Source organism: Clostridium sp. MF28, assembly GCF_002969175.1.
Lineage (GTDB): Bacteria > Bacillota > Clostridia > Clostridiales > Clostridiaceae > Clostridium > Clostridium beijerinckii.
Window position 1 is genome coordinate 2,901,112 of the sequence record NZ_CP014331.1, and the last position, 15,700, is coordinate 2,916,811.

The 15,700-nt window shown below is 30.1% G+C and carries 12 protein-coding genes and 1 pseudogene; 1 reads left to right on the plus strand and 12 read right to left on the minus strand.

What is annotated here, in order from left to right; translation table 11 throughout:
• Positions 1 to 324: 324 nt before the first annotated feature.
• The 12 genes and pseudogenes from AXY43_RS12355 to AXY43_RS12415 form a co-directional block, all read right to left on the minus strand.
• Positions 325 to 1,158, minus strand: coding sequence for a transporter substrate-binding domain-containing protein (locus AXY43_RS12355; protein WP_087702303.1), 834 nt, complete (start codon positions 1,156 to 1,158; stop codon positions 325 to 327).
• Positions 1,159 to 1,473: 315 nt separating this feature from the next.
• Entirely contained in the window at positions 1,474 to 1,680 is a 207-nt protein-coding gene (locus tag AXY43_RS12360) for a heavy-metal-associated domain-containing protein (RefSeq protein WP_017212153.1), read from the minus strand.
• A 149-nt stretch (positions 1,681 to 1,829) separates the two neighbouring features.
• Positions 1,830 to 4,259, minus strand: coding sequence for a heavy metal translocating P-type ATPase (locus AXY43_RS12365; RefSeq protein ID WP_105411623.1), 2,430 nt, complete (start codon positions 4,257 to 4,259; stop codon positions 1,830 to 1,832).
• A 140-nt stretch (positions 4,260 to 4,399) separates the two neighbouring features.
• Positions 4,400 to 4,666 (minus strand): metal-sensing transcriptional repressor, encoded by a 267-nt coding sequence (locus AXY43_RS12370; RefSeq protein WP_012060955.1) that lies wholly within the window; start codon positions 4,664 to 4,666, stop codon positions 4,400 to 4,402.
• Positions 4,667 to 5,057: 391 nt separating this feature from the next.
• Positions 5,058 to 6,386, minus strand: coding sequence for a 6-phospho-alpha-glucosidase (locus AXY43_RS12380; protein ID WP_087702301.1), 1,329 nt, complete (start codon positions 6,384 to 6,386; stop codon positions 5,058 to 5,060).
• Positions 6,387 to 6,407: 21 nt separating this feature from the next.
• Positions 6,408 to 8,003, minus strand: coding sequence for a PTS transporter subunit EIIC (locus tag AXY43_RS12385; RefSeq protein WP_077829073.1), 1,596 nt, complete (start codon positions 8,001 to 8,003; stop codon positions 6,408 to 6,410).
• A 240-nt stretch (positions 8,004 to 8,243) separates the two neighbouring features.
• Positions 8,244 to 8,969: a MurR/RpiR family transcriptional regulator gene (locus tag AXY43_RS12390; protein WP_031276441.1), complete on the minus strand. Its 726-nt coding sequence runs from the start codon at positions 8,967 to 8,969 to the stop codon at positions 8,244 to 8,246.
• A gap of 185 nt (positions 8,970 to 9,154) precedes the next feature.
• Positions 9,155 to 10,918, minus strand: coding sequence for a sensor domain-containing diguanylate cyclase/phosphohydrolase (locus AXY43_RS12395; protein ID WP_023977002.1), 1,764 nt, complete (start codon positions 10,916 to 10,918; stop codon positions 9,155 to 9,157).
• 300 nt (positions 10,919 to 11,218) lie between these two features.
• Positions 11,219 to 12,406 carry an amidohydrolase gene (locus AXY43_RS12400; protein ID WP_023977003.1) on the minus strand — a complete coding sequence of 396 codons (1,188 nt, stop codon included), beginning with the start codon at positions 12,404 to 12,406 and terminating at the stop codon, positions 11,219 to 11,221.
• Positions 12,407 to 12,456: 50 nt separating this feature from the next.
• Positions 12,457 to 13,485, minus strand: a complete 1,029-nt coding sequence (locus AXY43_RS12405) for a CPBP family intramembrane glutamic endopeptidase (protein WP_023975960.1) — start codon at positions 13,483 to 13,485, stop codon at positions 12,457 to 12,459.
• A gap of 23 nt (positions 13,486 to 13,508) precedes the next feature.
• On the minus strand, positions 13,509 to 14,306 hold the full coding sequence (locus AXY43_RS12410; RefSeq protein WP_105411624.1) for a carbon-nitrogen family hydrolase: 798 nt from the start codon (positions 14,304 to 14,306) through the stop codon (positions 13,509 to 13,511).
• Positions 14,307 to 14,406: 100 nt separating this feature from the next.
• A pseudogene (locus AXY43_RS12415) lies at positions 14,407 to 14,750 on the minus strand (phenylpyruvate tautomerase MIF-related protein).
• A gap of 547 nt (positions 14,751 to 15,297) precedes the next feature.
• Between AXY43_RS12415 and AXY43_RS12420 the strand changes: the two are divergent.
• Entirely contained in the window at positions 15,298 to 15,687 is a 390-nt protein-coding gene (locus tag AXY43_RS12420) for a response regulator (protein WP_023975963.1), read from the plus strand.
• Positions 15,688 to 15,700: the final 13 nt, after the last annotated feature.

The following is a 15,700-nucleotide window of genomic DNA, read 5'->3' on the forward strand; positions in this document are numbered from 1 at the left end:
TAACTGTATCATAATAACGTTACTACTAATCTTGGAATAAATATTTTTCTTAATCGAACTTATTGATACGTATTATAACGTATTGTATAATGTTATGCAACTTATTTTGAACTTAAATAGTAAGTATATATTTTCTGATTAAACAGTGTAATTTGCTAGAAATATTATTCACCAATTATTTGAGTATATTATATAGATACTTTTTCTCGAACCTGATTGACCTATTACAAAAACATCTCCCTTTAAAATATAAAATTATTGATGTAAGGTATCAGTAACTTCCTTACATCAATAATTATGTAAATGATCAAACTTTATTCGGACCTAATCCATTAGCTTATTTGCCTCTACAACAAATTCATCAATTTTTCCTTCATCCTTTAATCTTTTTATTGTTTTGTTGATTTCTGTTTGCAATTCAGTCGAACCTTTCCTCATTGCTATCGCTGCTCCATCTTCCTTCGCCTCAATAGTTACAGAAGTCAATTCTATATCATTGTTTTTATCACAATTAAATTTAGCCACTGGTGAATCAAGTAATATTGCATCAACTTTTTTATTCTTTAAATCAAGTACTAAGTCAGTAGCTTTTCCTAATCCCTTCACTTCCACACTTGGTAAGTTATCTTTTACTAAGCCTTCTTGAACTGATCCCTTTTGAACCCCAATTTTCTTATTTTTCAAATCATCCATTGATTTTATTGAATCTGCTTCACCTTTTCTTACTATAAATATATTTTTCTCTTTATTGTATATATCTGAAAAATCAGCATTTTCTCTTCTTTCATCAGTTGGATTCATTGCAGCAAATACTAAATCGGACTTTCCTGCCTGAAGCGATACAAGAAGTCCATCAAAATCCATATCCTTAATTTCAAGTTCTACACCTAAATCTTTAGCAACTTCTTTTGCAATACTTACGTCAATACCTACAATTTGATCCTTACCATCTATTTCTTTATGAAATTCATATGGTGGGTAATCAGCACTCGTTCCAACTACAATTTTGCCTTTTGATTTTATATCACTTAATGATGATGACTTAACATCTGAATTTTTGCCAGAACTATTAGTGTTACTACTACATCCTATAATTCCAAACGCTATACTGCTAATTGCCACAAATACTATTAACTTTTTTAATAAAAATTTTTTCATATATTGTCCCCCTTTAAATTTTATCTAAGTATTATTCTTTAGTATTTTTCTACTAATTGAATAATATTGCTATAAGATAAAAATGTCAATACATTATAATGATGTTTTAATACGTATTAATAAGTAATAGTATTTTATATGCATATTATTTTTTTCTATAACTGTTAAACAGATAGCTCAAATCAATAAAAATAGATAGTTAACAACAAGGATTTATTTTCCGTGTTGTTAACTATCTATAAAAATTGTTTAATCTATTCATTAAATTTAGAAATTTTACGTTTAACCAGATTTTTTGAAAGAATATTATTTGTCTTATTCTTCTATTTTAACTACATCATAGCCTTCTTCTTCAATAGCTTCTTTTATTTCTTCATTGCTATTTTCAGTTTCAACTATTGCGCAATTATCCTTAAGACTAACTTCAACTGAATTTACCTTATCCAAATTCTCTAGTGCTTCCTTTACGTGAGCAACGCAATGTTCACAACTCATTCCTTCAATTAATATTTTCTTTTTCATATCTATTACCTCCCGTTTATTAATGATTAAAATTTAGAAATCAAAATATAGATATTTGAAATACTTTTCTTGAAGCATCTAGATACAATTATCTACTACCTAAGAAATGTCCTAATATTCTATTTTTGCTTATCATCATATCTTATTGATTAGGCTTTAAAATTTTTAAGTCTTAATGCATTTGTAAGTACTGAAACAGAACTTAAGCTCATTGCTGCAGCTGCTATCATAGGATTTAATAATGGACCTCCAAATACATGAAGTATCCCCATAGCAACTGGTATACCTAGTACGTTATATCCAAATGCCCAGAATAAATTTTGTTTTATATTTTTAATGGTTGCTTTACTTAGTTTTATTGCTGTTATAACATCCATCAAATCACTTTTCATAAGAACTATATCTGCTGATTCTATTGCGACATCAGTACCTGATCCTATTGCAATTCCAACATCAGATTGTGCTAATGCTGGAGCGTCATTTATTCCATCTCCAACCATAGCCACCTTCATATTCTCCCCTTGAAGCTTTTTGACCTCATTAGCCTTGTCTTCAGGTAATACTTCAGCTAGCACTATATCAATTCCAACTTGTTTTGCTATTGCATCTGCAGTTTTTTTGTTATCTCCAGTAATCATAGCTACCTTTATTCCCATGTTATGAAGAGCTTCTATAGCTTTTTTGCTACTTGGCTTAACAGTATCTGCAACAGCTACTATTCCCCTTAAAGTATTATCAACTGCTACATACATAGGAGTCTTACCTTCAGCTGCTAATCTATCACTTTCATCTGCGAACATAGCAATATCAATATTTTTTTCTATCATTAACTTCTTATTTCCAAGTAAAATATTTTTTTCTTCTATCTTAACTTCTATTCCATGTCCTGGAATTGCATTGAATTGTTGAATTTCTTTAAGTTCCAAGTTTTTATCATTCGCTTCTTTAACTATTGCTTCTCCTAACGGATGCTCTGAACCTTTCTCGCTACTTGCAGCTAAAATTAATATCTCATCTTCTGAAATTCCATTTGTTATTATATCTGTAACCACTGGTTTTCCTTCTGTTATAGTCCCAGTTTTATCAAATACAATAGTTTTTATACTATGAGTAGTTTCTAATGCTTCTCCACCTTTAATTAACACACCATTCTCTGCACCTTTACCTGTTCCAACCATTATTGCAGTTGGAGTTGCAAGGCCTAATGCACACGGACAAGCTATAACTAGTACTGCAATAAATATTGTTAGAGAGAATATTGTTGTTTCTCCTGAAATTAACCATCCTATTGAAGCTATTATTGCTAGCATTATAACTATTGGCACAAAATATGCTGATATAACATCTGCAAGTTTAGCTATTGGAGCTTTAGATCCTTGTGCCTCTTCAACTAACCTAACTATTTGTGCAAGTGCAGTATCTTTTCCAACCTTAGTTGCTTTATACTTTATAAAGCCAGTTTTATTAATACTTGCTCCAATTACGCTGCTTCCTACTATCTTTTCTACAGGAATACTTTCCCCTGTAAGCATTGACTCATCAATAGATGTACTACCATCAATAATTTCTCCATCTACAGGTACCTTTTCACCTGGTTTAACTAAGACTATATCACCAACAATTACTTCTTCTATAGGTATTGTAATTTCAGCATTATTTCTTATTATTGTTGCAGTTTTAGGTGCTAACCCCATTAGTGCTTTAATAGCTTGTGATGTTCTTCCTTTTGAAACTGCCTCCAGATATTTTCCAAGTGTTATTAAAGTTAAAATGACTGCTGCTGACTCAAAATATAAGTGCATAGCATATTCAGTTTCGCCCGTTTGTATTTTATAAATTCCAAATACTCCATATAAAACTGCTGCTAAAGTACTTATAGCTATCAACGAATCCATATTAGGACTTAGTTTAAATAAATTCTTTATTCCAATTAGATAGAACTTATATCCAGCTATCATTACAGGTATTGTTAATACTAATTGAATCACAGCAAAATTCAATGGATTCATCATAGAATCAATAATATATGGAAGAGGCATACCTAACATATGTCCCATAGTTATTACTAAAAGCGGAATTGCAAATATTAGAGATATAATAAATCTCCTTAATAACAATTGACTTGCCTCTAGTTTTTTCTTTTCTTCAACTTGCTCTTCTTCCTTAATTAGCTTATACCCTGCTTTATCTACAGCAGCTTTAATTTCACTATATCCAATTTCATCTTCATCTATATTTATAGTCAACTTCTCTGTTGCTAAATTAACAACAGAATCTTGAACCCCCTTAAGCTTTTTAGTAACTCTCTCTACTCTACTTGCACACGCCGAGCATGTCATTCCTTCAACTTTAAAAGTATAAGTCTTCATATTCTTCTTAACACCGTAACCGGCTTTAACTACGGTTGCTTCTATATTTTCATTATTAAGTTTGTTTTCATCAAACTCTACGTTCAGCGTTTCTGTTGCAAAGTTAACATTTGCGCTATTTACGCCTTCTAACTTTTTAACAAATCTTTCAACTCTATTTGCACATGCTGAGCATGTCATTCCTTCAATTTTAAATGCTTTTTTATTCATACTTCACCTCTTTACTTATTTAGCATATACATTAAGCTAATTTTAACTTCACTAAGCAATTTACAACTTTTCTCTATATTTAATTAATGCAATAATGCTTTTATATTTTATTTCATATTGTCATCTCTTAATAATCGGTTCTATTTTGAAAGCAGCTTTTCTAAAACCTTATTAAATTCTTCTATTTTCTCATCTGGATTGTTGTTATAGCAAGCCTCTTTTACACAATGACGTAAATGGCCTTGCAAAATCATTAAATCTGCTTTTTTTATTAAAGATTGAACTGCCATCAATTGATTTGCAACATCTATGCAATATCTATCATCTTCAATCATTTTTATTATTCCTTCTATTTGACCCTTCGCTGTTTTTAAAGATTGTAATGCTTTTTTTCTTTCCTCGCTCATTTCTTCCTCCCCTCCCCCTGTGTAGGGGGGTCTTATTAATTTCATTATATATTAATAAATTATTTTGTCAATATCATTTCTAATATATTCTTGCGATTATCTTGCTCTTCTATCTATTCTTATACTCACCTTGAATACTCATTTTTTTATTCTAGGCACTTAACTCCACGTTCCCCTAATGCCGTGATAAGATAAAATGCTGGCTTTAACGTAGAAATTTGCTAAAAAAATAAGCTCCATATAACAATGAAGCTTATTTCTATAAATATCTATTTATATTCAATTGTAGGGCTTTCTTTAACTTCACTTATATCTACGCTAACTCCATCTGTAAAAGCATATAATAATTTATTTTTATTTCTTTTTAATATATTTTTAAACATTCTCTATCCTACTTCAATTCTGGCCAATATTCTTTATTAGCTTCAATCATATCATCTAGAATCTGTTTTGCTACAAATGCAGATGGAATTGTTTTGTTCATGGTAAATGCCATAAGTGCTTTTTCATATGAGCCTTCAATAGCAGCCTCAACTACAAGTTTTTCTGATGCTTCTTGTTGTTCAATTATTCCTTTATAGAAAGTTGGTATTTCTCCTACACGTACTGGTTCTGGTCCATCTTTAGTTATATATGCAGGTACTTCTACCATGGCATCGTCAGGTAAGTTTTTTATTGCCCCATTATTTTCTACCATAACTAGGTGTCTCTTTCTTAAATCAAAAGCTAAGCTCATAGCAACTTCAACAATAAATTCTCCATGCACTCCAGTAAAGAATTGTGTAAGATCAATTTCTCCTGTAGCATTATATTGGTCTACAGCATCAAATATCTTCTTCTCTCTTCCTTCCATTACTTCATTAGCTCTAGTATGATTTTTATCTGCTTCCTTTACAATTCTATCTCCTAAAAGATAATATTGCATATACGTATTTGGAAGATATTTAGGGAACATTTGCATTATATGTTTAGCATTATCAAATGTATGAAGCCATGATGCATCATTATGTCTTACTTCACTTCTTGAATCCGGTGGAATATAACCATGTTCCTTTACATATGCTTTTAACTCCTCAGTTTTATCTTCACCACTAACTCTAATTTTTGTAAACCACCCAAAGTGATTTAATCCAAAATAATCTGCTTCTATATCATGTCTATCACAATCTAAGATATTAGCCATATTTCTCATAATTGCAACTGGCATATCACATATATTTAAAATCCTTGCATTTGGTCTTAACTTATACATAGCTTTTGCTACAATAGCTGCTGGATTAGAATAATTAACAATCCAATAATTTTTATTTGCATATTTTTCACAAAAATCTATCATTTCAACCATAGGATATATTGTTCTTAATCCATATGCTAAACCTCCAGGACCACATGTTTCTTGACCAACCACATCATATTTTAGTGGAATTTTTTCGTCTTGTTCTCTCATCTTATATAATCCAACACGCATTTGAGCAAAAACAAAATCTGCATCTTTAAATCCTTCTTCTGGATCAGTTGTAAGAACAAGCTTTACATCTGGATCAAACATTTCTACTACTTTCTTTACTATCACTCCTACTTTATTTTGACGTTCCGCATTTATATCATATAATCTTAATTCTGATATTTTAAAATCCTCTTTCTTTGAAAGTAAACTCTTTACGATCCCTGGTGTATATGTGCTTCCTCCGCCTACTATTACTAATTTAAATTTTTTCATTTTAATGATTCCTCCTTCATTTTATTCTGCTCTGTCTAATGCTTCATCTACTATTGTTCTAATTTTATTAATTGAAAGGCCATATACAACTTGTATATTATTTCCCTTTTTCACAACACCTGCTGCGCCTGTTCCTTTTAAAGCTTCTTCATCAATTAAGGTGTTATCTATAACATCCACTCTAAGTCTTGAAAAACAATTTTCTACTGTTACTATATTTGCTTTTCCACCTAATGCTCTAATTATTGTTAATGCTTTTTCATCATCGTTATTAGCTTTACTATTATTTTTATTTTCTGATTTCATATCTTGCTTAACTTTTGCTGCATTCTCATTTAAATCAATTACAGCATCTGTATTATTTTCTTCTCTTCCAGGTGTTCTTAAATTCATCTTCTCAATCATAAATTTGAATACTAAGAAAATCACAACTATTTCAACTAATCCTACTAGTATATACACAGGCCAATGAGTTTTACCTATACCTGCTGGCAAGTTTATTACTAAAAAATCTAATATTCCATTGGTTGCACATACTCTTACATTTAATAGGTATACAAACATTTGGAATAATCCATCAATTACTGAATAAACAAACCATAGTAATGGTGCAGCAAAAATAAATGTAAATTCTAATGGTTCTGTGATACCTGCGATTACTGCTGTTAAAGTTGATGGTATTAATTGTGCCTTTAAATTACTACGCTTTGCTTTTTTAGCAGTGAAGTAAAATGCTAAGGCAACTCCAATTACACCAAAAGTTTTAACTAATCCATATGTTAAAAATCTTGCTGAGTCAGGCATAATAGAGATTGTTGAATCATTAAGCAATGCTAAGAAAACTGGTTTCGCTCCAATTACATTTTGGCCATTTATTATCATCTGATCACCAACTGCTGAATATAGGAATGGAGACCAAATTAAATGATGTAATCCTGTTGGAACTAAGAATCTATTTAAAAATCCATAAACAAACACTCCAGCCGCCCCTGCAGAACTCATAAATCCAGTAAGAGCTGTGATTCCAGCAGCTATTGTAGGCCATACATATGTGGTACCAATACTTAATATAGCTACTACAGGAATCATGATAACGAATACAAACTTACTATTACCGTATGGAGCCATAGCGCCACTAAATTCTTTATCTATATATTTGTTATGAACTATAGCAACTAGTACTCCTAGAATCATTCCTAGAAACACTCCCATATCTGTCACATGGAATCCTAGTTGGATTGTCTGCCCAGTTCCATATAAAGCTGATGCTGTATCACCTTTAATTATTTTTCCAGATAGCTCTAACCACTTACTATTCGCGCCTAGGAACAAAATATATGACATAATGGAAATGAATGCTGCTTCCGCTTTTTTCTTCTTTGACATCCCCATCGCTATTCCGACACAAAACAAAATGCTTAAGTTCCCCATAATCGGTGATAACATTCCATTAAAGAATTTTCCTGTTACCCAAATTGCTCCGCCTTCTTTTACAAATGTTGTATTGGTGAAAACTGCTGTTAATGCAATCAACATACCTACAATGGGTAAGAATAAGACCGGTCCAATCATAGCTTTGGCAAATTTCTGCATACTATTTAAAATCTTATCTTTCATTTAAATATTCCCCTTCACTATTTTATAATTTTCTTTGGGTAATTACCTGTGAGAATAGGATATCATTATTAATAGATATTGTTAATAGTTTTAAACGTTTCAGCAACATGTTGACTCAAAAGTAAACATGTTTACCTTTACACACAAAAAAGCTATCTCATTAGTTAACCTTGAGATAGCTTTATATATATAATTTCGGTAAGTTTCCACATGAGTATGACTAGTTTGGATATCTATATTTTATAAATTACTCATTACCTTATCTAGCAAATATTCCATTACAATCATTACCCTAGCATAAAAATAGTTCGCGGTAAGATTTCTATCATCTAATTCTTTATCATCCAATATCATAAAATTTAAGGTTGCCTTTTTAGCCATGTGATTCTCTGGCTTGCCAGTAAAAGTTATAATATCCAATTGATTTTTTGATGCATAATCAATCACTTTTGTTATACTTTCCGTTTCTCCACTTTTAGATATTCCAATAACTAAGGCGCCTCCTATTTGATTGCTGTCATATACTCCATAAGAATTTGTTTTAATGCATTTAAACCCAAGCACTAACATCTTTCTCCAAAAGAAATCTGCAATCGAATCAGAGAATCCAGTGGCTGTTATGAAAATTATATCTTCTCTATGTTTAATTATCATAGAAATGAAATCTTCTATTTTCTTATTTTCAATTTCTGATATGAAGCTAGTAATATCAGAGGTATGTTCTTGATTGTTTTGATGATTTTTTACTATGAAGTTTAGTCGATATATCATATCGACATAGCCTGTATAACCTAGCTTCTTTGATAGCTTTATTATTGTTGCCGCCGATGTATAATTAATTGTTGCAACATCTCTTACACCTTTAGTTAAAACAGAATCAATATTAGTTAATATGTATTGCAAAACCTGTCTCTCTGTTTCTGAGAGCTTGTAATTATCAGCTATTTTATAAATATCAAATTTCATATCACACCTCCAATATAATGTAATTACTTCATATGATATCATACTTATATCTTTATTACTTAATGAATACATAAAAAAATCCCTTAACGTAGGGATTGTAATCAAAAATTGCAGCTTTCATTAAGTTACTTATATCTCACATCATGAATATCTTCTCTCTTATTATAAATTCCCAATAGATTTTATTATTCCTCAATTTCTTCTAAGTATTCTATAAATGCCTTAACTATAATTGGATCAAATTGCTTCCCTGAACATCTTTTTAATTCTTCAATTGCTTCTTCTTTATTCAAACATTTCTTATAAATGCCATTGTTCGTCATAGCATCATACGAATCTGCGACACTAACAATTCTAGATACCAGTGGTATTTTCTCTCCCTCTAATTTAAGCGGATAGCCATTTCCATCCCATCTCTCATGATGAGCTAAAACACCTTTTGCTACATTATCTAGTTGATTTGAGGCTTTTACTATCCTATATCCCTTTTCTGTATGAGTTTTCACTACTTCAAACTCATCTTCTGTTAACTCACCCTTCTTAAGTAATATTTCTTCATTTATTCCTATTTTCCCTATATCATGAAGCTTAGCAACTATTGTTAGCTCATCCATTACCGACATTGGAAGCGATAACTTTTCTCCTATCGCAATAGAATTTTCTAATACTCTATCTGTATGTTCTTCAGTTTCCAAACTCTTAGCTTCTAAACCCATTTGCAGAGAATACATTATAGAACTATTAAGACTGGTTTTTTGTAGCAACTTTTGCCTATATACCTTATCATCTGCTTCTTTTAATGCTTGATATATACTCTTATTCAAGCTATCCGCTACTGATGCACCTAAAGATATGCTCACATTGATTAAATCGTGCTTATACATTTTGCAACGATCAAATATATTTTTAATAATGATTTCACATTCCTGTTCAGTTGTATTTTTACTTAAAATTACGAATTCATCTCCACCAGTTCTGAAAATCAACTGTTTTTCACCACATACATCTTTAAGTGCTTGGGCTATTAATCTTAAAAGTTCATCGCCTTGATCATGACCTAGCGTATCATTTACTAATTTTAGTCCATTGGCATCCCCCATTATTACTCCTACCGGAAGATACTCTTCACCTTGGAACTCTTTCACTTTTTCTTCAAAATATGTTCTATTGTATAAACCTGTTAAAATATCAGTAAAGCTTAATTGTCTTAATTTTTTCTCTGCTTCTTTTTTCTCAGTTATATCTAATACTAATCCTACAACACCTGAAACATCACCATTCTTATCGATTACAGGTACTTTTACTGCTTCTGTATATATTTCCTCTCCATCTCCTGAGTAAAGTATTGTTTCAGCTTTTATACTTCTTTTATTTTTTATTACTTCATTATCTTCTCTTGAATATTTTGCAGCCAATTCTTCCGTTGGATGTATATCAATATTTGTCTTTCCTACTACTTCTCCTATACCATCCTTATTATAGAATTCATCAAATTGCTTATTTACATATACATATCTGCCTTCTTTATCTTTAAAAAATACTCTTCCTGGAAGTGTATCCATTACAACTTTTAATATGTTTTCTTGTTTCTCTATAATCTTATCTTTTTCTTTTATAATATCTAAATTTGCATATATGCCAGCTACAGCAAATACTTTTCCCTCATCAATTAGCGGAACTATAGTAATTTTTCTGCGCTTTCCATCAAGGTACCCTTCTTCAGTTAATGGCTTTAAGGAGTTTATAACTTGATTGCAATATTTAATACATTCCTCTCTTACAACACCATCAAATATCTCTGCATCATTTTTTCCAATAAATTCTTTATTTATATCTTTATATATAGCTTTGTATTCTTTATTTACATATATAAATCTCAATTCAAGGTCTTTTATCCATATAGGCTGTGGAAGATTATCTGCTAATGATTTAAATAGCTTGTACTCCATCTCCTCATTTTCCCTCCTTTGAATTCCAATCTGCCGTAATAATTCTCAGAAATGATTCATCATAATAATCTCTAATAAACTATTTGGAATATTTATGCAACTATTTCCTCAAATTTTACTAATTACAACCAACTTATCACACCTTGTAATTTCTTTCAATCATTGCAATCATTTGTTAGGGACTTATTTTAAAAATTGAAATTCAATTTCTTTATTAAACTTAATCACTAGTAATGTAGCTTTAAAACTTTTAATTCTTTACTATATTACAAAATAAATATTTAAATTAAGTACCTTTATCTACTTAATCTTATGTTTATATTTCTTATCTATTATCTCTTTTAAAGCACCTTCTGCTAGTTGTGCAAAATATTTCGAACTATTTAAAATTGCCTTCTCATCAACTTTATATTCCGGGTGATGGTGCGCATAAGATTTTCCTGTTCCTACAATTATAAATGCACCTGGTATTTTTCTTTGATAATACGCAAAATCTTCACCCTCTAGACCCATAGATATTCTTCTAACATCATATCCAGCTCGTTTTCCAATTTTAGTACTAAACTCTACCCATTCTTCAGTATTATTTGTTGCCGGAGAACCTGAATGCCAAATAAGCTCTGCACTTCCACCAAAAGATTGTGCTATTCCTGATACCATTTCATTCATTCTCTTAGCTATTAATTGACGTATATTCTCATCTAATGTTCTTACTGTGCCTTCAAGATATGCTGATTCTGGAATTACATTCCACGTATTTCCTCCTTCTATATGAGTCACACTTAATAGCGCTTTTTCTGTTGGACCTATATTACGACTGATAATTGTTTGAAGTGATGTAACTATGTTACTGGCAATTATAATTGGATCTATTCCTTTTTCCGGCTTAGCAGCATGGCTACCAATCCCTGTAATATTTATTTCAAACCTATCGACTGCAGCTGTCATTGCTCCAGTTTTTATTCCCATTATTCCAACTTCTGAATCTGAAACATTGTGTATTCCAAAAATTGCATCCACATCATCTAAAACACCTGTCTCTAAAATTTTTTTAGCTCCATCCGCACTTTCTTCACCCGGCTGAAATATAAATTTTACTGTTCCTATTAATGACCCTTGATGCTTTTTAACTAAATATGCTGCACCTAAAATCACCGCCATATGAAAATCATGACCACAAGCATGCATCATACCATCAACTTTAGACTTATAACAGAGACTTGTCTCTTCTTTGATTGGTAATGCATCTATATCACATCTGATAGCGACGACAGGACCATTAGGATTTCCTTTTACCTGTGCTACAAGGCCTGTATCCAAAGGTAAATCAAGAATATCTATATCTGCTCTTTTTAGCAAATCTTTTATCAGTTGTGTAGTTTTATATTCCTCATTAGACAATTCAGGATTCTCATGTAGTTTGCGATATACTTCTATAAGCTCATCATTTAAATTCTCTATTATAGATAACAATATTTTATTTGTCATATTAATCCTCCTTTAAATTCATAAAATAACCTTTTGTCCTTTATAGTAGATTACTTTGCTAAATTAGTTGCTGCCATAGTTACAACGATAAATATTATATAGAATACTATATAAGCCCTCGACCACGCTCCACTAAAAGAATATCTTACTTTCTGGTGAGTCTTTAATATTCTTGTATCCTCTTTTACTATTTCTAAAAATTCGCTTTTATACTTACTAATAAATAGCAATAATGCAGCTACACCAACTAAAAAGTACAAAGTTCCAAATGTATACTCCAATATAGGCATCTTTAATAAAGATATTCCTGTTGTAGCAAAAGTTATCGTATTATTAAATATATGAGCTATCATCGACGGTATAATAGATTTTGATTTAATTGCAATAAATGCTAAAACAATTCCCATAAGTATTGGATTTATGAATTGAACTAGGTTTAGATGAAACATGGAAAAAAGAATTGAAGAAACAATCATTGCTGTTAGATTCCCATACTTCTGCATGCTTCTGAGTATAAATCCCCTAAATATAATTTCTTCTAAAATTGGTCCCACTAAACATACATATATTAAAAATAATATTAAAAAAGTGTTTTGTTTAGGGAAACTAAAATCTGGCTGTGGAATGTTTAATCCTAAAATCTTAAAAATTGTTGAGTATATCATATATACCATGCTTGAAATCATTCCTACCCCTATACAAGAAGTTGCTCCTAATAATACAAACATCTTATTTGACTTATTCTTTGAAAATATTTCTTGCCTAAATTTCACCTTTATAGTTTTTATTGCTATGAGAATTGCTATAAGATCCCCAACTATACATGTAAAATATCCAGCAAAAAAATTATATGCGTCACTTGAAAGTCCTAAAATTATATTTTCCTTTAGATTAGTTACTGCATTGAATCCTATCATTGGTCCTATAAATTTTATAGAAAATGTCATTATAAACACTAATCCATATGTTGACAATACTAGCGCAAGAAGTATCCTTGCACAGTTTCCGCCGCTTTTTTTTATATCCTTTTTTAATGCGAGCTTTCTATATTCAATTTCTTCTTGAAAATCATTTATCATAGCTTTACCTACCATTCATTACTTTAATGTAAAATAGAATTGCAATTACTTATAGCTTCATATAAATCTTCTCTTCTATCCTTCTTTATATCAAACTGTTCTTTAACCGCTCTTATCATATCTATTTTTAACTCTTTTATAATTAATGTTTCTTTCTCACTTATTTCATTAAGTATATCACCATCTGGACTTACAAAAATTGATTTTCCATTATAATGAAGATCATTTCCTATTCCCATTCTATTTATCCCTATTATATAGCATTGATTTTCTATAGCCCTAGATTTCAATAAGGTTATCCAATGCTTCTCTCTTTCTTTAGGCCAATTAGCCGCTATAGTTATTATTTGCGCTTCTTTAGATGCTATTTGAAATATTTCTGGAAACCTTAGATCATAGCAAATAAATGGAGCTATTTTAAATCCATCAATCTCACATGTGAGTATCTTATCTCCTTTATGATATTTATCATCCTCACCACTGTAGGAAAATGGATGTATTTTCGTATATTTAGTTAAGCATTTCCCTTCTCTTGACATAATAATATATTTATTGCTACCCATTTTATCACTTTTTACCGCAACACCAATTCCTATATTTATATTATTATCCTTAGCATTTTTTCTAATCCATTTTATTATTTCATCTTCAGATAATACAAGCTTGTTTATATTCATGGTAAAACCCGTTAAAGCCATCTCAGGAAATAGGATTAAATCAACCTTATTTTCCAAAGCTCTTTCAATGAATTCTTCAACTTTCTTCATGTTTTTATTAATATTCTCCCAGATTATATCCATCTGTGCAATTCCTATAATCAAGTTGTACCTCCTTCAATATTATAAATAAAGGATACTATGTGCATTGTTACATCAGAGTACCCTTTACTTTAGGTCGCCTATATCTAATTACCAGTCGTGGTTAAAAATTCTTTCCATTCCATCCCCAATTTGCACTTCCTCATACTTGACGTATATCTTATCTTGAGGTATGTCTAATTCCTTTTCATATATGTTACAAATTTCTGCTGTTAAAGCATCATATGCATCCTTACTTGATTTTCCAAATATTTTCACTTCTATAAATGCACCCTTTTCTAATTTTTCTCCTCCGAAATATAATGAGTAATTGTCTTCTAAGCCTACCATCAAAAAGGTTTCACTTTTTCCTGGAATCAATTTTATTGCTTCCCCTAATTTTTTCTTTATAATTTCCTCTTTTTCCTTTGAAATTTTCACACTAACTTTTGATCCTATAAATGGCATCTCTTTTTATCTCCTTTCTACATATACATATCTAAATATACTAAATTATACCATAATTCTATATATTTTATTATTATTTGCAAGTACATACTTAATTTATATCATAATTTTTAATATCACATTCAGTTTTATTACTCCAATAAATACCACATTAAAAATTGATTATTTAGTTTTAATTATATCACATCTTGTACTAGACCTTACCACTATGTTTGATTCTCCTCTCTTAAGTTTTATAAGAATACTATATTAACTTAGGAATACTATAAATATTCTAACCTCTTACCTTCTAAATATAGTATGTATATAATTTAAATATGTAATTTATTCCTTTTGTATATATTCATCACTTCTCTTATTTTTTAGTTGTTGAACTTCGTTTGTTAATCTCATAATTATTTTAATATTAGATACTGAAATAATTATAAGAAAAAACTAAAATTTGGTTAAACTTTTTTCTAAAATATGTTATATTATTCATAGTAGGTATTAATTTTGTAAGTATTTAGGTGTTGACTTTTAAGTTTTTTTGAGAGGGGATTAAATTATGAATGTCGATAAATCAATGTCAAAAATTTTGATAGTTGATGATAATATTGCTAATGTTTTACTACTTGAAAGAATGCTTAACATATCTGGTTATAATAATATAAAAACATTAACAGACTCTAGAGAAATTTTAAGATTATATTCTACATATAAACCTAATTTGATACTATTAGACTTTAGGATGCCATTTGTTGATGGACTTCAAATTATAGATGAACTAAATCTTATAAAGGATGATAGTGAACTATCTATAATTATGATCTCTGCTGAAAACGATAAAGAATACTATGATAAAGCGTTGGCTAAAGGTGCTGCTGATTTCATTACTAAACCATTTAATTATAATGATATAATTTCAAAAATTACGAGTACCTTGGACTGTTTATGATTACCAGGCATAG